Here is a 20,585-nt window from a genome sequence, read left to right as displayed (position 1 = left end):
GTCACAGCGGGGACGCGTCACAGCGGGGACGCGTCACAGCGGGGACGCGTCACAGCGGGGACGTCCCCGCCGCTCCCCTACCCGCGCTCGGCGAACTCGACCGGCGCGAAGTAGCGGTTGCCCTTGAACTCGACCTCCGCGGCCGGCAGCTCGTCGCCCACCTTGACGAGGTCGGAGACCTTGATCTGCTTGCGGTTCTCCCCCGACTTCTCCGCAGCTCCCGTGACCTCGGCGAGCAGCCGGACGTCACGGGCGCGGATGAGGCCGCGCCGGCCGAGCTCGTCCTCGGCGATCGCATAGCCCGGACCGGTGCGCGTCACGGTGACGCGCAGCAGGTCGCCGGCCTGCGTCTCGCCCTCACCGTCCTGCGCATCCCCGCGCGAGGTCTGCTCGATGTCCTGGGCGAGCAGGTCCGCGAGCCGGTCGACCTCGGACAGGAGATTGGCCATCGAGGCCGCGACCTGCGTGTGGAAATCACTCGGCGACAGCGGTCCGCCGGGCTTGTAGAGGTCGTCGTGGGTGAGCTCGCCCCAGGCGTCCTGGAGCCGGGTGCGCACCTGGATCTCCACCCGCACAGGGTGCTGCGCCTTGGAGTCCTCCGCGCCGAGCACCGCATGGAATGCGCGGTAGCCGCTCGGCTTCGGGTCGAGGTGGTAGTTCTTCACCGGCTCGACGACCTCGAACCGACTGGCCCGGCCCATCTCCGCGCGCAGCACGTCGACGAAGGCCTCGAGGTCGCGGGAGGACTTGCACAGCACCTTGACCCCGGCGAGGTCGGAGATCATCTCCACGATCTCCCCGGGCTCGCTCGGCAGCGCCTGGCCCTCGGACTTCTTGAGCACTTTCTCCAGCGTCCGCATGGGCTCCTTGATCCGGTAGCCGTCGACGACGATCCTGGAGCGATCGGCGAGCTCCATGCTCTCGGTGATCCCCTCGAGGAAGCGGATCACTCGCTGACACGCCACCTCCCAGCGCTGGGAGTCGGCTTGGTAGAGCCGGTCGACGGCGGCGCGCACGCGGGCACGCGCGAGGTGGGGAGCGGGGTCGGTGTTCATCGTTCCCAGGATACGCGGCACCGCGCCGGGTACGCCTCAGCCGCGACGGCGCAAGCGCAGCACGGTGACGGCACCGACCGCCACGAGAACTGCGCCGATCCCGAGGAGCCCGAGCACCTGGGTGCCGGTGCGCGGCAGCGAACCGGGCGAGTCGCCACGACCTGACCCGGAGGCGCTGTCGTCGGTGGAATCATCGTCGCGTCCGCCCGGCGAGGTGGGAGAGTACGTATGCGTGGGCTGGGCGTCGGGCGACGGTGACACCGACGGGGTCGAGTCCGGAGCCTCGGTCGGATCACCGCTCGGGCGATCGGTGGGCTCGGGAGCAGTCGGCTCCCCGGTCGGGCCATCACTCGACCCGTCGCTCGGCTCCTCGCTCGGCTCCTCGGTCGGAGTCGGCTCCCCCGTCGGCTCCCCGGCCGTAGGGGTGAGCACGTATCCACGGGCGCCCTCGGGGGTCTCCGCAGTCCCGACGATCTGGCCTGCCTCGTTGATGTCACGGGCTTCCCGCAGCGTCACGCCCTCCGGGAGGTCGACCACGGAGTCGAGGGCGGTGACTCCACCGCCGTCCCACAGGAGCGCCGACCCGCCGAAGCTCGTATTGCCGGCGTAGCGGGAGGCGTACCCGACGGCCTGCCCCTGCGTGTTCACCGCCGCGGCCTTGGTGTGCGGGTACTCAGCCATTGGGGTCGTGGCGAGCGCCTCGGCCCGCCCTTCGCGCCAGACGTAGGCGGTTTCCACCCGGTCGATCCGGGCAGAGCCGACCACGAGGTCCGCGCCCGCGATCCCGGCCGGGTCCGCGGAGACGTGTTCGGCCGGCTCCTCGAGCAGCGTCGGGGTATCGCCGTCCCACACGACCGCGCGGCGCACCCCGTGGGAGTGATCGCCGTGGGCCTCCTCGATCGTCGCGGTGCCGACCGCGGAACCGTCCTCGGCGAGCGCGGTCACCCGCACCCGCGTCACCTCGGACCCGGGCTCCTCGGCGGCCGGGGCGGGCAGCGGCTCGAGCGCATCGGGCCGCCAGCGGAAGGCACCCTCGGCCGTCTGCACGACGATCGTGCCCGAGTTCGCGATGTCGACCGCAAATCCCGAGCTGTCGTGCGCACGCACCGGTGCGGCCCCATCGGCCCACAGCACAGGCACCGAGGATCCTGCGTCGTCGAACGCCTCCCCTACCGCGGTGCGCGCATCACTGATGTCGAAGGGGCGGGAGAACTGCGAGGTGCCCTGGTACTGGCCCAGGGCCTCCCCCGTCGCCTCACCGGCCCGCCACAGCACGGTCTCCTGCGGCTGCGCCTTCTTCGTCGGGCGCTGGAGACCGATGACCTCGCCGGACTCGCTGATCCCCTGCGCGCTGCTCATCACCCCGTCGGTCGGGTCGAGGAGGGTGAGCGTGTACTCGGCAGCACCCCGGTCAGGATCCGCGGGAGCGGCCGCAGCGGCCGGCGGCAGGACTGCGGCAGAGGAGAGTGCGAGCGCGCTGAGCGCGCTGAGCGCGGGGACGGAGAACGAGGCGGAAGGACGGCTGCGGGACATGATGACCTCGAATCGGCAGAGCGGAGTTGACGGTGCACGCGCTGCGGACGAGCCCTCGGCACCCGACTCGAAGCTAGCGGACCACAGGGCACATGCACCTATCCTCATCTGCAGATACGTTGATCTGTGCCGCTACTGGCAGCCCCTGCGCTCCCCGGCCTCTTGTGCGGTCACGCAGAGAAGGTGCATGATTCACTCAGCAAACCTGCGCAGTTCGATCATCTCGACCCAAGGAGACCGCCCATGGATGTGCGGCTGATTCTCGCCCTCGTGCTCGGCATCGCGACCATCGTCGTCCTTGTGCTGCGCACCCGCCTCGACGCGTTCGTCGCCCTGCTCATCGCCGCCCTCGTCACCGGCCTCGTCGCCGGTCAGGAGATCCTCGGCGTCATCGACTCCGTCACCACCGGCTTCGGCAGCACGCTGGCGAGCATCGGCATCGTGATCGGCCTCGGCGTGGCCGTCGGCAAGATCCTCGAGGTCTCCGGCGCCGCCGACGCGCTCGCCCGCGCCTTCCTCCGCGGCTTCGGCAAGGGCAAGGAGCCCTGGGCCGTGGGCACCGTCGGCTCGCTCGTGTCGATCCCGGTGTTCTGCGATTCCGGGTTCGTCATCATGAACCCGCTCGCCCGCTCGATCGCCCGCGTCAAACGCGGCGGCTACGTCACCCTGTGCCTCGCGCTCGGCTGCGGCATGACGCTCACCCACCACATGGTGCCCCCGACCCCGGGACCGCTCGCGGTGTCCGGTCTGCTCGGCGCTGACCTCGGCGCGGTCATCCTCACCGGCATGATCTTCACCGTCCTCCTGCTGCCCGTCGTCGTGCTCTACGCGAAGTGGATGGGGCCCAAGCTCGAGTCCCGGCTCAACACCGAGGTCGCCGCTGACGTCTACGGCGCCGACCACGACCTCGCGCTCGCCGAATCCGGCGGCGAGGACGTCCACTCGAAGCTCGACACGATCCAGACCTACCGCGCCGAGGACTTCCTCGGCGAGACCCCGGCGGGGAAGAAGCCACATCGCATCAACGCGTTCATCGGCTCCCTGCCGCTGCTCGTCCCGCTGCTCCTCATCGTCCTCAACACCGTGACCGCCGCGATCGACAAGAACGCGACCGGTCAGATCAATGCCGAGGAGTACGCCGCCTCCGACTGGGTCATCCCGTTCCTGTTCCTCGGCAACCCGGTCATCGCCCTGATCATCGGCATCATCCTCGCCGTCTATGTCCTGCTGCCCCGCTGGACCCCGCGCACCAAGGTCCATTCCTGGCTCGCCCAGGCCGCCGAGTCCGCCGGCCTCATCCTCCTCATCACCGGCGCCGGCGGTGCCTTCGGCCAGGTGCTGCGCGACTCCGGGGTGGGCGACGCGCTCGCCGGGGCCGTGTCCGCGCTGCCGATGCCGGCGTTCATCGTGCCCTTCGTCATCGCCTCGCTCGTGCGCGTGGCGCAGGGCTCGGGCACCGTCGCGATGATCACCGCCGCCTCGGTCACCGCCCCGCTCGTCGGGTCGCTCGGGATCTCCCCGGTGATGGCCGCGATGGCCTGCGTGTGCGGCTCGATGGTGTTCAGCTACTTCAACGACTCGTACTTCTGGGTCGTCACCCGCTTCACCGGTCTCGACGGGACCGCCGCCCTCAAGGGCTGGTCGGGCATCACCACCGCCGTGTGGGCCGGCAGCATCCCGCTGCTGTTCATCGCCAACCTCGTCATCGGCTGACCCCATGACTCGCATCCTCATCGTCGCCGACGACCTCACCGGCGGGAACGGCTGCGCGGCGGGCTTCACCCGGGCGGGCCTGCGCGCGGCCACCCTGCGGGCGGACGCCTCGGCCACGGAGATCGGCACCCACCTCGACGCCTACGACGCGCTGGTCATCACCACCGACTCCCGGCACCTCCCGGCCGCGCGGGCCACTGCGGCCGTCACCGCGGTGCTCGATGCCGGGTGGCCGGCCGACCTCGTGTGCTCGCGCGCCGACTCCACCCTGCGCGGGAACTTCGGCGCCGAGGCCGAGGCGGTCGTCACCGGGGTGCGCGCCCGCGGCCGCCGCGCGGTGGGCCTGTGCATGCCGGCCTTCCCCACGGCCGACCGGCAGACCGTGCACGGTCTCCAGCTGCTCGGCGGGACCCGGCTCGAGCACACCGAGCTCGCCCACGACGTCCGCTCCCCGATGACGAGCTCCTCGGTCGCCGAGGCGCTGCGGAAGGACACGCACCTGTCCGCGCTCGGCATCGACCTCGCCGCCGTCACGGGCCCGCGCTCGGCGCTCGTCGACAGGATCCGCACCCTGCTCAGCGAGGAGCCCGACGTCATCATCGCCGACGCCCTCACCGAGGCCCACCTGCGCGATGTCGCCGAGGCCGCCGTCGAGGCCGACCCCGAGGTCATGTGGGTGGGGATCGATCCCGGGCCGGGCTCGCTCGCGATCGCCCGGGCGATGGGCGCCCAGGGTGCTGCTGGAGCTCCCCCGCTGCTCGCGATCGCCGGCTCCGCCACCGAGCTCACCCAGGCCCAGCTCCAGCGGGTGCTCGGCGAGCGCCCGACCACCCTCGTACGGCCCGTACCCCGGGCCGAGGGCTCCGCCGTGCCCGATGTCGAGGCGACCGCCGCCGAGGTCAGCACCGCAGTGCGCCGTGCGCAGGCCGGGGAGATCGTGCTCCTCGCCTCCGTCGTCCACCCCGAGGACGTGCGCGAGCTCAGAGACGAGGAATCCGACGCCCTGCCCGAGGCGCTCGGCCGGATCGCAGCCCGGGTCGTCTCCGCGCACGCCGTCTCCGCGCATGACGCGCCGGCGACCGACGCCGGGCCCGGCCCCGCGATCGGCGGCCTCTACACCACCGGCGGCGACATCACCACGAGCGTGCTCGCCGCCCTCGGTGCCGCCGGCATGGAGATCGACGAGGAGGTCGTGCCGCTCGCCGCCGCCGGCGCGCTCGTCGGCGGGCGGTGGGCCGGACTGCCGATCGTCACCAAGGGCGGGCTCGTCGGCGATGCCGGGACCGCGCTCGCCTGCCTCGACCACCTCTCCGGCATGGTGCGGATGCGCACCCGCCTCCTCCAGTCCCGCGCCGCGCAGACCACCGCTCGACGCCCAGCCCCTGACAGCCCGCCTCGAAAGGACACCCCATGACCGCTCCCGCCTCCGCTGCCCCCACGCTCGCCGTCACCGTCGGCGACCCCGTCGGCATCGGCCCGGAGATCACCGCCGCCGTCCTCCACGAGTTCTCCGGCGACACGAGCCAGCACGGCATCGCCGTGGCCGACCTCGCGGTGATGGAGAAGGCCGTGCAGGTGCTCGACCTCGACGCCGAGGTGCGCGCCGTGTCCTCCTGGAACACGCCAGCAGCCGGTGAGGGCGTCATCGACGTGTTCGACATCGGCGTGCTCGGCTCCGACCTGCCCGACTGGGGCCGGGTCGACGAGCGCGCCGGGCGCGCGGCGGTCACCGCGATCGAGGTCGCCACGCAGGCTGCGCTGGCCCAGCAGGTCACCGGCATCGTCACCGGGCCGATCAACAAGGAGGCGGTCTGGAAGACCGGCTCGGAGCACCTCGGGCACACGGAGATGCTCGGCGAGCTCACCGGCGTGACCAAGCAGGACACGATGTTCGTCGTGGAGAACACGCACGTGCCCGGCCACCGCCTCCAGGTGTTCTTCGCCACCCGCCACATGTCTCTGCGGAAGGCCCTCGACGCGATCACCGTCGACACCCAGGTCGACTCGATCCTCCGCGCCCACCGCGCGCTCGAGGTCTACGGGGTGGCGAACCCCCGGCTGGCCACCGCCGCGATCAACCCGCACGCCGGGGAGAACGGCGCGTTCGGCGACGAGGAGATCGAGATCCTCACCCCCGCTGTCGACCGGGTGCGCTCCCAGGGCCTCGAGGTCGCCGGCCCGATCCCCGCGGACTCGGTGTTCCACCACGGCCTGCAGGGCCGCTACGACGGGATCCTGTCCCAGTACCACGACCAGGGGCACATCGCGACGAAGACCTTCGACTTCGACGGCACCATCAGCGTCACCGTCGGCCTGCCGATCCTCCGCACCTCGGTGGACCACGGAACCGCCTTCGACATCGCCGGCACCGGCAAGGCGGATCCCGGCACCATGCGCTCGGCCTACCGGGCCGCCGTCGGCTACGCGCCCTACGTCGACGGCATCCGCGCCGAATACCTCCCCCGGTGACCGCAGGACGGCCCCGATGACCTCCCGTTCGGCCACCCGCGAGCGTCGCGACCGGCTGCTGCGCCTCGTGCGCTCCGGCACCGACCGCGTCGAGGACCTCGCCGTGCACGCCGGGGTGTCGGAGTCGACGATCCGTCGCGACCTCGCCGCGCTCGAGCGCTCCGGCCGGCTGGCCCGCACCTACGGCGGGGCGACCTCGGTGGCGCCGTTCCGGGAGCGCGGGCTCGCCGAGCGGATAGCGGCGCGCACCTCGGCGAAGGCAGCGATCGGCCGGATCGCGGCCGCGCTCGTGCCGGCCGGGGCGACGATCTTCGTCGATGCCGGCTCCACCACCGCTCAGCTCGTCGAGTCCTTGGCACGCGATCAGGAGCTCACCGTGGTCACGCGCGGGCTCGAGATCGCGCTCGCGCTCGCCGCGGAACCCCGGGTCGACGTGCAGCTCATCGGTGGGCGCCTGTCCGCCGGCAGCCACGGCACCACCGGGGCGCTCGCACTCGAGGGCATCGACCGCTTCTCCTTCGACCTCGCGTTCCTCGGTGCCGACGCCGTCGACCCGGCCTGCGGGGTCGGCGAGCCCACCGTGGACGAGACGTACACGAAGGAACGCGTCGCGGCCCGCTCGCGGCGCACCGTCGTCCTCGCCGACGCCGCGAAGCTCGCCCCGCGCAGCGTGCCGGCCTGGGCTCGTCTGCCCCACGGATGGACCCTCGTCACCGATGAGTGCGATCCCGCGCTCCTCGAGGAGTACCGGGAGGCCGGGGTCGAGGTGCTCCACCCGGCCACACAGACGGCGTGACGCACCTCACCTCCGCTCAGGTGCCGCTCCTCCGCTAGGCTCCACACGTGAGCGAATACGACACAGAACCCTTGCAGATGTCCGACGTCCTCGTGACCGCCCGGTCGCTCGAGGAGTACATCGCGATGTTCGACCTCGACATCGACGACCTCGCAGGGAAGTGCGTCCTCGACTGTCCGGGCGGATCCGCGAGCGCTCCGGCGGAGCTCGCGGCCCGCGGCATCGAATCCTTCGCGATCGACCCGCTCTACGGCGGAGACCGCCACCTGCTCGCGGACCGGGTGGCGCACGAGGTGGAGCGCTGGGCCGACTTCGCCCGCACCCACGGCGAGCGCCTCGACTGGCAGCAGTCCGGCACCGGCGAGGAGCTCTACCGGGCACGCGTGCACTCCGCGCAGCAGTTCCTCGACGACTTCAACGCCCGTCCGGCGCACTACATCGATGCGACGCTGCCGCACCTGCCGTTCTCCGACGACGCCTTCGACCTCGCGGTGAGCAGCCACCTGCTCTTCACCTACGCGGGGATGTTCGACGCGGACTTCCACGTCGCCTCGCTCCTCGAGCTCGCCCGTGTGGCGAAGGAGGTGCGGGCCTACCCGCTCGTGTCGATCGAGGGGGTCGAGGACGCCGCATTGCTGGACACGGTGACCAGCGAACTCACCGATGCGGGGCTGGAGGTCGAGCGGCCGGCCTCGCGCTACAGGCGGCAGGTCAGGGCCACGACCTACCTGCGGATCACCCGCCGCTGAGGTGCCCCGGCCGAGGTGCGGGACCTCGGCCGGAGCAAGGGAGCTGGGCCGCCGCCGAGCGGCCTCAGCCGACCGGGGAGAGCGCGCCGATGAGACCGAACAGGTCCTTCGGGTCCTCGGGCTCGGCGACGAGGTCGATGTCGTCCTGGTAGGCCGTGCCGGCGGTCGCGTCGCGCACGTAGCGCAGTGCGGAGAAGTCCGCGATCGCGAAGCCCACGGAGTCGAAGATCGTCACCTGCTGCGGCGAGGTGCGCCCTGCGGCCTGACCGGTGAGCACCTGCCACATCTCAGTGACGGGGAAGTCCGGATCCCGGAGCTGGATCTTGCCCTCGATGCGGGTCTGCTCGGGGAACTCGACGAACACCTCGCCCAGGTCGAGGATCGCGAGGTCGAGCTCGGTCTTGCCGGGGCAGTCCCCGCCCACGGAATTGATGTGCACGCCGGGCTTCACATCTGCGGCCTCGAGGACCACGCAGTGGGCCTTGTCGGCAATGCACGTGGTGACGACGTCGACGCCGGCGACCGCCTCGGAGGCGGAGGCGGCCTCGGTGATGGTGAATCCGAGGGGCTCGAGGTTCCGGCGCAGCTTCGCCATCGCTTGCGGGTCGGTGTCGAACACGGCGAGCTCGGAGATGCCGAGCGCGGCGCGCATGCCGAGTGCCTGGAACTCGGCCTGGCTGCCGCAGCCGATGAGCGCCATGCGGGTGGAGTCGGGGCGGGCGAGCGCGCGGGCGACCATCGCGGAGGTCGCGGCGGTGCGCAGGGCGGTGACGAGGGTCATCTCGCCGAGGAACACCGGGTAGCCGTTGTGGACGTCGGCGAGCACGCCGAAGGCGGTGACGGTCTGGAAGGCGGGGCCGGGTTGAAGGGGTGGCCGTTGACGTACTTGAAGGAGTAGGTGTCCCCGCGGGCCGTGTTCTCGACGCCGACGAAAGCCGTCATGGGTTCCTCCTGCTCAGACGATGATGCGTGGGATGGGGATGAGTGCGGGCCGGGGCCGGGGCCGGGGCCTCATGGTCCACGACCTCGGGGTGGATGACCCCGCGGTCCGTGGAGCAGTTTACGGGCGCGCCCCTGCAGGGATCCGTTCCGTTTTCGCAGTACCGTCTGAGTCTAGGTTCGGGCCGAGGGCAGCAACAATGAGCAGACCCTCCGAAATCTGCGCACCGGGCGATCATTGTGCGCACCGCAGGTTTACACTCTGACCATGTACCGCATGGACGACCTCGACCGCCGCCTCATCGCGGCGCTGCGCCGGGATGGGCGCTCCCCGGTGTCGACGCTCGCCGCGGACCTCCACACCACTCGCACCACCGTGACGAGCCGGATGAAGCGGCTGACCGACGCCGGCATCATCGTCGGCTACACCGTGCGGGTCGACACGGATGCGGAGGGCGGCGGCCTCCAGGCGATGAGCCTCATCGAGGTCGAGGGCAGGACCACCGACCGCGTCATCCACGAGCTGCGCGGACTGCCGGAGATCAGCGCGCTCCACACGACGAACGGCGGCTGGGACCTCATCGCAGAGCTCGAGTGCACCGGCCTGCAGAACTTCGACGAGGTGCTCCGCCGCATCCGCGGGGTGCCGGGCATCGTCAACAGCCGCACCCACGTCCTCCTCCGCTCGGTCGTGCGCTGAGCGATGACGGACGAGTCCCGGGAGCGGCCCGAGCATCCGCGCGCCGACCTCACCCGGGTCGAGGCCGCCCTCGACGCCTGGGCCCACCGGCACCTGTCCGCAGAGTCCGGGGCCCGAGGCGCCCGCCGGGCCGGGGTCGAGTTCCTCGTCTTCATCCTCAAGCAGGCCTGGGCGTGCGTGTTCGGCGCGCTCATGCTCGCAGCCCTCGTCGCCACCGCCCTGTGGTACCCCGACGGTGCGGCGCTCAGCCGCAACGACGCGCTCGTCCTCATCGCGGTGGCGATCCAGGTGCTCATGGTCGCCCTCCGGCTGGAGAGCGGCCGCGAGCTGTGGGTGATCGTCCTGTTCCACCTCGTCGGCACGGTGATGGAGCTGTTCAAGACGGCCGCCGGATCGTGGGAGTACGGCGGAGCCGGCGTGCTCGCGATCGGCGCGGTGCCGCTCTACACCGGGTTCATGTACGCCGCGGTCGGCTCCTACATGGTGCGCGTGTTCAAGCTCTTCGACCTGCGGTTCGTGCGCTATCCCCCGCTGTGGCTCACCGCCGTGATCGGGGCGGCCATCTACGCGAACTTCTTCACCCACCACTTTCTGCCCGATGCCCGCTGGGTGCTGCTGGTCGCCGTCGTCCTCGTATGGGGGCGGTGCATCATGCTGTTCCGGAACCATCGCGAGCGGCCGGCTCGCAGCCTGCCGATCCTCCTGCCGTTCCTCGGGGTGGCGTTCTTCATCTGGATCGCGGAGAACATCGGGACGGCCGCCGGGGCCTGGATCTACCCGCACCAGGCGGGCGGCTGGGAGATGGTGTCGCTGTCGAAGATGGTGAGCTGGTTCCTCCTCATGATCATCTCCGTCGTCCTCGTCACCCTCGTCTACCGCCCCCGGCCGCCGGGAGAGCCCGCACCCACCGGTGCCGCAGAGCAGCACTGAGGCACGGTCCGCACGACGCGTCCGGCCGCGATCGCACCGGGTAGCACAGCGCGCACCTCCCGCCGCGCGACCCGCGCCACAGTCCGTCATACGTCGTCATATGACGCGCGAATACGACGCCGTCTGACGGCGTGTGACGCCAAGCGGCGGCTGTGACGCGGGCGTGCGGCTCAATTGACGACATGACCGTCCAGACTCATGCCCCCGCCGCAGCCGCGCCCGCTCCCGGCCCCCAGGCCCACCGCGCCTTCGAGGTCCGCTTCGAGGGCTTCGGCAAGACCTTCGGCACCGGCCCGGACGCCCACACGGTGCTCACCGAGGTGTCCTTCACCGCACACCCGGGAGAGATCATCTCGATCCTCGGTGCCTCCGGGTGCGGCAAATCGACGCTGCTCCGTGCCGCCGCGGGCCTCGGACCGGCGACCGCCGGCTCCGTGACGATCGACGGGACCGAGGTCACCGGCATCGACACCCGGGCCGCCGTCGCCTTCCAGGAGGCCCGCCTCCTCCCCTGGCGCACTGTCCGCCGCAACATCGAGCTCGGCCTGCCGCGCGCCACCCCGAAGGCCGACGCCCGGGACCAGGTCACCGAACTCCTCGAGCTCACCGGACTCGGCGACAAGGGCGAGCTGCGGCCCAAACAGATCTCCGGCGGCATGGCCCAGCGCGTCTCGCTCGCCCGGGCACTCGCCCGCAACCCCGGTGTGCTCCTCCTCGACGAACCGTTCGGCGCGCTCGACGCGCTGACCCGGATCAGGATGCAGGACCTCCTCCTCGACATCCACGCGGACCGGCCCGCCACCGTGCTGCTCGTCACCCACGACGTCGACGAGGCGCTCCAGCTCTCCGACCGGATCGTCGTCCTCGGCCGTCCCGGGCCCGCTGCCGCCGGCCCCGCCACGATCACCAGCCTGGTGCCGGTCCCGGGTGAACGCCCGCGCGACCGCGGCGCCTCGGAGCTCGCACACCTCCGCGCCGAGCTCCTCACCCACCTCGGCGTGGACACCCGCGCCCGCTGACGCCCCCGTCGCTCCACCCTCCGCACCGACCACGACCACGACCACCGCGCCGCCCGCACCGGGCCCCACCGCGCCGCCCGTCCATCCGAAAGGCCATCATGACCTCCACTCTCCGCCGACTCGCCACCGCCGCCGGTCTCCTCACCGTGTCCTCCCTCGCCCTGTCCGGCTGCCTCGCCGGTGAGGACGCCGCCCCGGCCGACGCCGCCGACGGCGCACCCGATTCCCTGTCGGTCGACTACGCGACCTACAACCCGCTCTCGCTCGTCATCAAGGAGAAGGGCTGGCTCGAAGCCGCGCTCGCCGAGGACGGCGTCGAGGTCGAGTGGGTGTTCTCCGCCGGCTCGAACAAGGCCAACGAATCGCTGCGCGCCCAGGCCGTCGACGTCGGCTCCACCGCGGGCTCCGCCGCGCTCCTCGCCCGTGCGAACGGCTCCCCGATCCACGTCATCGACCTCTACTCGCAGCCGGAGTGGTCGGCGCTCGTCACCACCCCGGACTCCGGAATCGGCTCCGTCGCCGACCTCGAGGGGAAGACGGTCGCCGCGACCAAGGGCACCGACCCGTATTTCTTCCTCGTCCAAGCGCTCGCCACCGAGGGGCTCACCATCGACGACGTCGAGGTGCAGAACATCCAGCACGCCGACGGCCGCACCGCGCTGGAGAACGGCCAGGTCGACGCCTGGTCCGGGCTCGACCCGATCATGGCCGCGAGCGAAGGCGCCGGGAACACGCTCTTCTACCGGAACATCGACTTCAACACCTACGGCTTCCTCAATGCCGACGAGTCGTTCCTCGAGGAGTCCCCCGAGCTCGCGCAGACCGTCGTCGACGTCTACGCCTACGCCCGCGACTGGGCGCTGGCCAACACCGAGGAGACCACGCGGATCCTCGCCGCGGAGGCGAGCATCGAGGAGGATGTCGCCGCCACCACGATCGAGCGCACCCACCTCGACATCGATCCCGTGCCCGGCCCCGACCAGATCGAGGTGCTCGAGCGCATCGCACCGACCCTTGTGGAGACCGGCGACGTGTCCGACCAGGCGCAGGTCGACGAGGCGATCGACACGATCGTCGACGACCGGTTCGCCGCCGGTGCCGATGCCTCCCGCGTGGCCGAGGCGATCGAGGCGGCGGGCTGATGGCGGCGAACGTCCCCGTCCGCACCCCGCGCGTCGGCTCCGAGGCGACCGTCACCGGCTCCCCCGCGACCGGCAGCGGCACCGGCCCCCGCCACCTACCCGGGTCCGTCCGGCTGGGCCTCGGGCTGCTCCTGCCGGCGGCGCTCCTCGCGCTGTGGCAGCTGCTGAGCTCCACCGGGGTCTTCACCTTCGTCCAGCTCCCGCCCCCGCTCGCCGTGCTCGATGCAGCCGTCGAGCTCATCCAGCGCGGCGACCTGTGGATCAACATCGCGATCTCGGTCCAGCGCGTCGTGCTCGGCTTCCTCGCCGGAGCCGTGCTCGGCCTGCTGCTCGGCTCGCTCGTCGGTCTGTCCCGGTTCGCCGACGTCCTCATCGCCCCGACCATCGGCGCGTTCCGGGCCGTGCCCTCCCTCGCCTGGGTCCCGCTCCTCCTCCTGTGGATCGGGCTCGGCGAGGACTCCAAGGTCACGCTCATCGCGATCGGCGCGTTCTTCCCCGTCTACACCACCGTCGCCTCCGCCCTGCGCCACGTCGACACCCACCTCGTCGAGGCCGCACGGAGCTTCGGCTACTCCGGTCTGCGCCTGCTCATCACCGTGCAGCTGCCGGCCGTCGTGCCCTCGGTGTTCTCCGGGCTGCGCCTCGCACTCGCCCAGTCGTGGCTGTTCCTCGTCGCCGCGGAGCTGCTCGGCGCCTCGATGGGCCTCGGCTTCCTCCTCACCGACTCGCAGAACAACGGCCGGACCGACCGGCTGCTGCTCGCCATCGTGCTCCTCGCGGTGTTCGGCAAGATCACCGACGCACTCCTCGGGTGGCTGGAGAAGAAAGCGATCGTGCGGTGGGCGCCATGACGACCGACTCCACCTTCGCTCCCGCCTCCGCACCCCCCGTGCTCTCCCCCGTCGCCAGGGCCGATGCGAACCCGGCGCAGGAGTCCGATGCCGCACGGATCGCATTCTGGGAGAAGCAGGCCACCCGGCTCGACTGGGATTCCCCCTGGCACACCGCCCACACCTTCGAGAAGCCGCGTCGAGTCGACACCCCCGCCCCGGAATCCGGCGTCACCGAACCCGGCGACCACGAGTACACCGTGCCGCGCATCGAGTGGTTCGCCGGCGGCACGCTCAACGCGGCAGTCAACTGCCTCGACCGGCACGTCGCCGCCGGGCACGGGGACCGGGTGGCGCTCCACTTCGAGGGCGAGCCCGGCGACCGCCGCACCTACACCTATGCGGGGCTCCTCACGGAGGTGTCCCGCGCGGCGAACGCTCTCGAAGCGCTCGGCGTCGTCCCCGGTGACCGCGTGGTGATCTACCTGCCGGTGATCCCGGAGACGATCATCATCACGCTCGCCTGCGCCCGGATCGGCGCGGTCCACTCGCTCGTGTTCGGCGGGTTCTCCGCCGAGGCGCTGCGCTTCCGCATCGAGGACACCCGGGCGAAGGTGCTCGTCACGAGCGACGGACAGTTCCGGCGCGGCGCGGCCGTGCCGGTCAAGGCCGCCGCGGACGCCGCATGCGCCGGTGACAACGCGATCGAGCACGTGCTCGTCGTCTCCCGGACCGGCGACGACATCCCGTGGACCGCCGGCCGCGACCTGTGGTGGCACGAGTCGCTCGCCGCCCAGCCGGACACCCACACCCCGCGCGCCTTCGACGCCGAGCACCCGCTGTTCATCATCTACACCTCCGGCACCACCGGGAAGCCCAAGGGGCTCGTCCACACCACCGGCGGGTACCTCGTGCAGACGGCCTACACCCACGCGCTGCTCTTCGACCTCGTCGACGACGAGCTCGCCGCGGTCAACGACCCCGCCCGGGTGGACAGCACTGTCCACTGGTGCACTGCGGACCTCGCCTGGGTCACCGCCCACACGTACGAGATCTACGGCCCTCTTCTCAACGGCGTCACCCAGGTGATCTACGAGGGCACCCCGGCCAGCCCGCACCCGGGCCGCCACTTCGAGATCATCGAGCGCTACGGCGTGACGAACTACTACACCGCCCCCACCCTCGTCCGCTCGCACATGGGGAACTTCCCCGACGGTCTGCCCGCCGCCTGGGACCTGTCATCGCTGCGTCTGCTCGGCACTGTCGGGGAATCGATCAACCCCGAGGCATGGCGCTGGCTGCGCGGCGAGCTCGGCGGCGGCATCCTGCCGGTGATCGACACGTGGTGGCAGTCGGAGACCGGGTCGACGATCATGTCCCCGCGCCCCCACGACCCGTGCTTCGATCCCGGGTCCGGGAGCGCCCCGAAGCCCGGCTGCGCGACCCGCGCCCTGCCCGGCGTGTCGACCCGGGTGGTCGACGAGACCGGTGCGGACACCCCGGACGGCGAGCAGGGGTATGTCGTCGTCGACCGGATCGGGCCGTCGATGGCGCGCACCGTGTGGGGCGACCCGCAGCGCTACCTCGACTCGTACTGGAGGGCTTTCGGCGAGCGCGGCTGGTTCTTCTCCGGCGACGGCGGCCGGCGCGATGCGGACGGGGACATCACCCTGCTCGGGCGGGTCGACGACGTCATCAACGTCTCCGGCCACCGGCTCTCGACGATCGAGCTCGAATCCGCGCTCATCGCCCATCCCGACGTCGTCGAGGCCGGCTCCGCGCCGATCGCGGATCCGCTCACCGGGCAGGCCGCGATCGCCTACGTGGTCCTCAGCGAAGCCGCACGCACGCGGCCGCCGGCCGAGGTCGAGGCGGAGCTGCGCGCCCACGTGGCCCGGGAGATCGGCCCCGTCGCCAAGCCGGCGCGGGTCATCCCCGTGCCCGAGGTGCCCAAGACCCGGTCGGGGAAGATCATGCGCCGCCTCCTCACCCAGCTCTTCGAGGGCACGGCGCTGGGCGACACCACCTCGCTCCAGAACCCCGAGGCGATCGACGGGATCGCTCGGATCGTGGGACACCCGAGCACGACCGGCTCCCGCTGAACCAGACTCCCAATCACCACCGACCAACCGGAAGAGGCCCCCACCCGATGTCAGATCATCAGTTCGGCTTCCGCACCCTGGCGCTCCACGCCGGGGGCACCCCCGACGCCATGCACGGCTCCCGGGCGGTGCCGATCTACCAGTCCACCTCGTTCGTGTTCCAGAACGCCGCCGACGCCGCGAACCTCTTCGCGCTGCAGAAGTACGGCAACATCTACTCCCGGATCGGCAACCCGACGGTCGCCTCGTTCGAGGAGCGGATCGCCGCGCTCGAGGGCGGGATCGGAGCGGTCGCCACGGCCTCGGGCATGGCGGCGGAGTTCATCACCTTCGCCGCGCTCACCCAGGCCGGCGACCACATCGTGGCCTCCTCCCAGCTCTACGGCGGCACCGTCACCCAGCTCGACGTCACGCTGCGCCGCTTCGGGGTGGACACGACGTTCGTCCCCGGCACCGACCCGGCCGACTACCGCGCCGCCCTCCGCCCGGAGACCAAGGCGCTCTACTGCGAGCTCGTCGCCAACCCCTCCGGTGAGATCAGCGACCTCGAGGCGCTCGCAGAGATCGCCCACGAAGCCGGCATCCCGCTCGTCGTCGACGCCACGCTCACCCCGCCCTACCTGTGCCGGCCGTTCGACCACGGCGCGGACATCGTGATCCATTCGGCGACGAAGTTCCTCGGCGGCCACGGCACCACGCTCGGCGGCGTCGTCGTCGAGTCCGGCCGCTTCGACTGGGGCAACGGCAGCTTCCCGGCGATGACCGAGCCGGTGCCCTCGTACAACGGCCTGTCGTGGTGGGACAACTTCGGTGAGTTCGGGTTCCTCACCCGGCTGCGCTCCGAGCAGCTGCGCGACATCGGCCCGAGCCTCTCCGCGCAGTCGGCCTGGCAGCTCCTCCAGGGCGTGGAGACCCTCCCCCAGCGCCTCGACGCCCACCTGGCGAACGCGCGGGCCGTCGCCGAATGGCTCGACTCCGACCCCCGCGTGTCCTACGTCAACTACGCCGGTCTGCCCTCGCACCCGCACCACGCCCGCGCACAGAAGTACCTGCCCAAGGGCACGAGCCCGGTGTTCTCCTTCGGCGTCACCGCGACCGCGGAGCTCAGCGGGCGCGAGGTCGGGGCCCGGTTCATCGAGGCCACGCAGCTCGCCAGCCACCTGGCCAACGTCGGCGACGCCCGCACCCTCGTGCTCCACCCGGCGTCGACCACGCACCAGCAGCTCACCGCCGAGCAGCTCGTCTCCGGCGGCGTCCACGAGGATCTCATCCGACTGTCGGTGGGCATCGAGGACGTCGAGGACATCATCTGGGACTTCGATCAGGCGCTCACCGCCGCGACCGGACTGGAACGAGAGGACGCACGATGATCGAGACCCGCACCTGGGTGGGACCCAGCGCCACCGAACGCCTGCGGATCCTCCGCGACGCGGAGTCGATCGCCATCGTGGGGGCATCGGACAAGCCCTCGCGCGCCTCGAACTTCGTGGCGACCTATCTGCTGTCCTCCTCGCCGTACCGGGTGTACTTCATCAACCCGGTGCTCGACGAGATCCTCGGGCACCCCGTCTACCCCTCGCTCGCCGACCTGCCGGAGGTCCCCGACATCGTCGACGCGTTCCGCAGGCACGACGACCTCCCCGGGGTCGCGCGGGAGGCCGTGGAGATCGGAGCGAAGACCCTGTGGCTCCAGCTCGGCTCCTGGAACGAGGAAGCCGCTGCGATCGCGGAGGCCGGCGGCCTGCAGGTCGTCATGGACCGCTGCACGAAGATCGAGCACGCCCGCTTCCACGGCGGGCTCCACCTCGCCGGCTTCAACACCGGGGTGATCTCCTCGAAGCGCCAGGTCACCGCCTGAACCGCACGCGACACCGGCTCCCCTCGGCCACGGGTCCGAGGGGAGCCGGCGCGTCTGCTCAGGCGGCGGTCTCCTCCCCGGCGGGCGCCGTCTCGTAGGCCGACTTCCCGTCCTCGGTCGCGGCGAGGAGATGGGTGAGCATCGCCTCGTTCGTCGCGATCTCCCGCTCGAGCTCAGCGGGCAGCTGCCGGAGGAAGTCGTACCGCTGCCTCACCACCGGCACCTGGAGGAGCTCGGCGACCTGCATCGAGGTCCGCGGGATCGCGAGCCAGTCGGCGAGCTCGTCGCCGTGGATGATCCGGATCTGCGCCTGCGTCCGCTCCACGAGCGGCCCCTCGGGGAGACCGAGGACGAGCGCGAGCTGCGCGGCAGTCGCCCCGACGAGCGCGTCGACGAGCGCCCGCGAGCCGTCGTCGGGCTTCCCGGCGACGGCGGCGATCGCCTGCACCATCGGCTCGGAGGACTCGTGGTCGTCGAGCCCGGCGAGGAGGTCGGCGGGGATCCCGAGCAGCCGCCCGACGACCTGCCACATCCCGTAGACGTCGCGGATCTGCTCCTCCGTGAGGTCGTAGCCCATGGCCGCCAGACCGCGGTACGGGATGTAGGTGAAGTCGAACCACGTGCGGAGCATGTCGATCGCATTGATCGGCAGGCCCCACTCCCCCGTGTCCGGGTGCCGCTCGAGATGCTGGGCGCGCGCGTAGGCGTGCATCGCCCGGACCATCCCGGTGTGCTCGAAGCCGCCGCCGCCCGGCTCGAGCGCGCCGGCGGCATAGAGATGGTAGTTCCAGTTGCGGGTGTCGATGAGCCGACGCAGCGCCCCGTCCACCAGCCGACCGGTGCCCACGAGCACGGTGGAGATCGCCGGGCTCGAGTACGTGTTGACGAGCGATCCCGGGCCGAGCGCCACGGAGTGGGTGAGGACGGGGATCGACAGGTACACCCGCCGGCCGCGCTCGATCTGCTCCCAGTCCGCATCGCTCACCCCCGCGCGCATGTCGTCGAGGAAGGCCGCGACCTGGGGCGCGTCACCAGGTGCGGCCTCCCCGGCGCGCAAGGCGCTGCGGAGCTGCCGCATGAGCGCGGCCCGGGGGACGTCGGCCGTGAACAGGGCGTCGCCGACGGGGTCCCCCTCGTGGAACGCGGTGAGGAAGCGCGCGGCGCGCTCCTCCCCGTGGGTCCGGGTGAAAGCGGCGCGGTCGCCGCGTCCGGCAGGCCAGTCGGTGCGCGTCATGGGTACTCCTTCGGAACCATGCAGTGGTGCGCTGAGCCTAGCCGAACGTTTGCTCGGAGGCCAGGGCATCACACTGCGCGCCCGAGCGGTCCGACACGGTGTCGGGAAATCGATCGATCCGACACCGTATCAGCAAGCTGGCAGGCCTGGAGATTCTCAAGAACGTCATCCTCGTCGTGCACTTCATCGGCATCGCGGCACTGCTCGGCGGGGTGATCATGCAGTCACTCGCGATGCGGGAGGCGCGGGCCCGGATCGTTGCCCCGCTCATGCACGGCGCGTGGACGATGCTCATCACCGGCGCGCTCCTCGTCGGCCTCCGGCACCCGATCGGCAACGAGGTCAACGACACGAAGATCACCGTCAAGCTCCTCGCGCTCGTCGCGATCGAGAGCTGGGGCCAGAAGATCGAGGACCTCGGGATCGAGGAGGCCCACCGGCGCGCCTCCCTGGTGCAGGGCATGATCGGGGCCGGGATGGAGCTCATCGCCCACGGGGTCGACGAGCACACTGCCGCCGCCGACGTCTACCGCATCCTCGTCGACGGCCTCAAGGCCTGAGCGGTCGACCGGGCCCCTCTGTTCTCCCCGGCTCCGTCACGTAGACTTGCCGCAACCGAGCCGGATGACCGGGGCGGGCGAGTTCACCGCCCCCGGCCCGCCGGCGCACCAGTCGACGACCCCCGGGTGGTGGCTCCATGATCGAGTTCGAATCCGTCTCCAAGACCTATCCCGGTGCGCCCGCGGCCGTGACGGACTTCTCCCTCATCATCCCCTCGCACCGCACCGTCGTGCTCGTCGGTTCGTCCGGCTCCGGCAAGACCACCCTCATGCGGATGGTCAACCGGATGGTCGAGCCGACGAGCGGCCGGGTGCTCATCGACGGCACGGACGTGCAGAGCGTCGACCCGGTTCAGCTGCGCCGCTCGATCGGCTACGTGCTCCAGCACGGCGGCCTGCTCCCTCACCGCACCGTGCTCGACAACGTCGCCACCGTGCCCGTCCTCCGGGGGCAGGGGAAGAAGCAGGCCCGCGCCGAGGCCGGCGAGCTGCTGCGCCGCGTCGGCCTCGACCCGGCGGTCGGCACCCGCTATCCCGGCCAGCTCTCCGGCGGCCAGCAGCAGCGCGTCGGGGTCGCCCGGGCGCTCGCCGCGGATCCGAACATCCTCCTCATGGACGAGCCGTTCGGCGCCGTCGACCCGATCGTGCGCCGCGAGCTCCAGGACGAGCTGCTGCGCCTCCAGTCCGAGCTCGGCAAGACGATCCTCTTCGTCACTCACGACATCGACGAGGCGTTCCGGCTCGGCGACGAGGTCGTCGTGCTCCGCGACGGCGGTCGGATCGCCCAGCAGGGCACCCCCGCCCAGATCCTCGCCGCCCCGGCCGACGACTTCCTCCGGGGCTTCATCGGCGCCGACCGCGGCGAGCGGCAGCTGCGCACCGAGGTCGTCGACGGCCGCACCATCGCGATCGACGCCACCGGGCGGCCGGTGGGGGTCCTCGAATGACTGCGACGG

At 71.5% G+C, this 20,585-nt stretch carries 18 protein-coding genes and 1 pseudogene; 15 read left to right on the top strand and 4 right to left on the bottom strand.

The window, feature by feature from the left end; all coding sequences use genetic code 11:
* Nucleotides 1-77: 77 nt before the first annotated feature.
* Both ABD883_RS06195 and ABD883_RS06190 read right to left on the bottom strand, forming a co-directional pair.
* Entirely contained in the window at nucleotides 78-1,055 is a 978-nt protein-coding gene (locus ABD883_RS06195; protein WP_247618685.1) for a GTP pyrophosphokinase, read from the bottom strand.
* Between the two features lie 36 nt (nucleotides 1,056-1,091).
* Nucleotides 1,092-2,588, bottom strand: coding sequence for a hypothetical protein (locus ABD883_RS06190; protein ID WP_345030746.1), 1,497 nt, complete (start codon nucleotides 2,586-2,588; stop codon nucleotides 1,092-1,094).
* 243 nt (nucleotides 2,589-2,831) lie between these two features.
* Between ABD883_RS06190 and ABD883_RS06185 the strand changes: the two genes are divergently transcribed.
* From ABD883_RS06185 to ABD883_RS06165, 5 genes are read left to right on the top strand one after another with little or no spacing between them, the layout of a single operon-like run.
* A complete protein-coding gene (locus tag ABD883_RS06185; RefSeq protein ID WP_345030744.1) occupies nucleotides 2,832-4,301 on the top strand; it encodes a GntP family permease in 1,470 nt (489 codons plus the stop codon).
* A gap of 4 nt (nucleotides 4,302-4,305) precedes the next feature.
* Nucleotides 4,306-5,715 carry a four-carbon acid sugar kinase family protein gene (locus tag ABD883_RS06180; RefSeq protein WP_345030741.1) on the top strand — a complete coding sequence of 470 codons (1,410 nt, stop codon included), beginning with the start codon at nucleotides 4,306-4,308 and terminating at the stop codon, nucleotides 5,713-5,715.
* Nucleotides 5,712-6,770, top strand: a complete 1,059-nt coding sequence (pdxA, locus tag ABD883_RS06175; protein ID WP_345030738.1) for a 4-hydroxythreonine-4-phosphate dehydrogenase PdxA — start codon at nucleotides 5,712-5,714, stop codon at nucleotides 6,768-6,770. Before ABD883_RS06180 ends, pdxA begins: the two co-directional genes overlap by 4 nt.
* 16 nt (nucleotides 6,771-6,786) lie before the next feature.
* Nucleotides 6,787-7,566: a DeoR/GlpR family DNA-binding transcription regulator gene (locus ABD883_RS06170; RefSeq protein ID WP_295690271.1), complete on the top strand. Its 780-nt coding sequence runs from the start codon at nucleotides 6,787-6,789 to the stop codon at nucleotides 7,564-7,566.
* A gap of 47 nt (nucleotides 7,567-7,613) precedes the next feature.
* A complete protein-coding gene (locus tag ABD883_RS06165) occupies nucleotides 7,614-8,315 on the top strand; it encodes a hypothetical protein (protein ID WP_295690272.1) in 702 nt (233 codons plus the stop codon).
* 64 nt (nucleotides 8,316-8,379) lie between these two features.
* Here the strand turns inward: ABD883_RS06165 and ABD883_RS06160 are convergent.
* Nucleotides 8,380-9,230 (bottom strand): annotated as a pseudogene (locus tag ABD883_RS06160) (ornithine cyclodeaminase); the annotation flags it as partial.
* Between the two features lie 292 nt (nucleotides 9,231-9,522).
* Between ABD883_RS06160 and ABD883_RS06155 the strand changes: the two are divergent.
* The 8 genes from ABD883_RS06155 (at nucleotide 9,523) to ABD883_RS06120 (ending at nucleotide 17,835) form a co-directional block, all read left to right on the top strand.
* Nucleotides 9,523-9,954: an Lrp/AsnC family transcriptional regulator gene (locus ABD883_RS06155; protein WP_137319498.1), complete on the top strand. Its 432-nt coding sequence runs from the start codon at nucleotides 9,523-9,525 to the stop codon at nucleotides 9,952-9,954.
* A 3-nt stretch (nucleotides 9,955-9,957) separates the two neighbouring features.
* Nucleotides 9,958-10,884, top strand: coding sequence for a DUF817 domain-containing protein (locus tag ABD883_RS06150; RefSeq protein WP_247618690.1), 927 nt, complete (start codon nucleotides 9,958-9,960; stop codon nucleotides 10,882-10,884).
* A gap of 182 nt (nucleotides 10,885-11,066) precedes the next feature.
* The gene (locus ABD883_RS06145) at nucleotides 11,067-11,903 is read left to right on the top strand and encodes an ABC transporter ATP-binding protein (RefSeq protein WP_345030729.1); all 837 of its coding nucleotides are present in this window, start codon (nucleotides 11,067-11,069) and stop codon (nucleotides 11,901-11,903) included.
* 98 nt (nucleotides 11,904-12,001) lie between these two features.
* Complete coding sequence (locus ABD883_RS06140; RefSeq protein ID WP_295690733.1) at nucleotides 12,002-13,045, top strand: aliphatic sulfonate ABC transporter substrate-binding protein; 1,044 nt, start codon at nucleotides 12,002-12,004, stop codon at nucleotides 13,043-13,045.
* On the top strand, nucleotides 13,045-13,896 hold the full coding sequence (locus ABD883_RS06135) for an ABC transporter permease (protein WP_295690736.1): 852 nt from the start codon (nucleotides 13,045-13,047) through the stop codon (nucleotides 13,894-13,896). The genes ABD883_RS06140 and ABD883_RS06135 overlap by 1 nt, the downstream gene beginning before the upstream one ends.
* A complete protein-coding gene (gene acs / locus ABD883_RS06130) occupies nucleotides 13,893-15,977 on the top strand; it encodes an acetate--CoA ligase (RefSeq protein WP_295690739.1) in 2,085 nt (694 codons plus the stop codon). Before ABD883_RS06135 ends, acs begins: the two co-directional genes overlap by 4 nt.
* 47 nt (nucleotides 15,978-16,024) lie before the next feature.
* Nucleotides 16,025-17,347, top strand: coding sequence for an O-acetylhomoserine aminocarboxypropyltransferase/cysteine synthase family protein (locus ABD883_RS06125; RefSeq protein ID WP_295690743.1), 1,323 nt, complete (start codon nucleotides 16,025-16,027; stop codon nucleotides 17,345-17,347).
* Nucleotides 17,344-17,835 carry a CoA-binding protein gene (locus ABD883_RS06120; protein WP_295690746.1) on the top strand — a complete coding sequence of 164 codons (492 nt, stop codon included), beginning with the start codon at nucleotides 17,344-17,346 and terminating at the stop codon, nucleotides 17,833-17,835. The genes ABD883_RS06125 and ABD883_RS06120 overlap by 4 nt, the downstream gene beginning before the upstream one ends.
* A gap of 58 nt (nucleotides 17,836-17,893) precedes the next feature.
* Here ABD883_RS06120 and ABD883_RS06115 read toward each other — a convergent pair whose 3' ends face one another.
* Nucleotides 17,894-19,069 carry an oxygenase MpaB family protein gene (locus ABD883_RS06115; RefSeq protein WP_295688643.1) on the bottom strand — a complete coding sequence of 392 codons (1,176 nt, stop codon included), beginning with the start codon at nucleotides 19,067-19,069 and terminating at the stop codon, nucleotides 17,894-17,896.
* Nucleotides 19,070-19,167: 98 nt separating this feature from the next.
* Here ABD883_RS06115 and ABD883_RS06110 point away from each other — a divergent pair, with 98 nt between their 5' ends.
* A complete protein-coding gene (locus ABD883_RS06110) occupies nucleotides 19,168-19,629 on the top strand; it encodes a hypothetical protein (protein WP_295688645.1) in 462 nt (153 codons plus the stop codon).
* A gap of 137 nt (nucleotides 19,630-19,766) precedes the next feature.
* Nucleotides 19,767-20,576 (top strand): ABC transporter ATP-binding protein, encoded by an 810-nt coding sequence (locus ABD883_RS06105; protein ID WP_295688647.1) that lies wholly within the window; start codon nucleotides 19,767-19,769, stop codon nucleotides 20,574-20,576.
* Nucleotides 20,577-20,585 lie beyond the last annotated feature (9 nt).

Source organism: Brevibacterium pityocampae, assembly GCF_039541555.1.
Taxonomy (GTDB): Bacteria; Actinomycetota; Actinomycetes; order Actinomycetales; family Brevibacteriaceae; genus Brevibacterium; species Brevibacterium pityocampae.
The sequence above is the reverse complement of the archived record's forward strand: the minus strand, read 5'-3'. Positions and strand labels throughout refer to the sequence as shown.

Coding starts and splice junctions, on each gene's coding strand:
- ABD883_RS06195 (WP_247618685.1), bottom strand. CDS start 1,055: ATGAACACCGACCCCGCTCCCCACCTCGCGCGTGCCCGCGTGCGCGCC.
- ABD883_RS06190 (WP_345030746.1), bottom strand. CDS start 2,588: ATGTCCCGCAGCCGTCCTTCCGCCTCGTTCTCCGTCCCCGCGCTCAGC.
- ABD883_RS06185 (WP_345030744.1), top strand. CDS start 2,832: ATGGATGTGCGGCTGATTCTCGCCCTCGTGCTCGGCATCGCGACCATC.
- ABD883_RS06180 (WP_345030741.1), top strand. CDS start 4,306: ATGACTCGCATCCTCATCGTCGCCGACGACCTCACCGGCGGGAACGGC.
- pdxA (WP_345030738.1), top strand. CDS start 5,712: ATGACCGCTCCCGCCTCCGCTGCCCCCACGCTCGCCGTCACCGTCGGC.
- ABD883_RS06170 (WP_295690271.1), top strand. CDS start 6,787: ATGACCTCCCGTTCGGCCACCCGCGAGCGTCGCGACCGGCTGCTGCGC.
- ABD883_RS06155 (WP_137319498.1), top strand. CDS start 9,523: ATGTACCGCATGGACGACCTCGACCGCCGCCTCATCGCGGCGCTGCGC.
- ABD883_RS06150 (WP_247618690.1), top strand. CDS start 9,958: ATGACGGACGAGTCCCGGGAGCGGCCCGAGCATCCGCGCGCCGACCTC.
- ABD883_RS06145 (WP_345030729.1), top strand. CDS start 11,067: ATGACCGTCCAGACTCATGCCCCCGCCGCAGCCGCGCCCGCTCCCGGC.
- ABD883_RS06140 (WP_295690733.1), top strand. CDS start 12,002: ATGACCTCCACTCTCCGCCGACTCGCCACCGCCGCCGGTCTCCTCACC.
- ABD883_RS06135 (WP_295690736.1), top strand. CDS start 13,045: ATGGCGGCGAACGTCCCCGTCCGCACCCCGCGCGTCGGCTCCGAGGCG.
- acs (WP_295690739.1), top strand. CDS start 13,893: ATGACGACCGACTCCACCTTCGCTCCCGCCTCCGCACCCCCCGTGCTC.
- ABD883_RS06125 (WP_295690743.1), top strand. CDS start 16,025: ATGTCAGATCATCAGTTCGGCTTCCGCACCCTGGCGCTCCACGCCGGG.
- ABD883_RS06120 (WP_295690746.1), top strand. CDS start 17,344: ATGATCGAGACCCGCACCTGGGTGGGACCCAGCGCCACCGAACGCCTG.
- ABD883_RS06115 (WP_295688643.1), bottom strand. CDS start 19,069: ATGACGCGCACCGACTGGCCTGCCGGACGCGGCGACCGCGCCGCTTTC.
- ABD883_RS06105 (WP_295688647.1), top strand. CDS start 19,767: ATGATCGAGTTCGAATCCGTCTCCAAGACCTATCCCGGTGCGCCCGCG.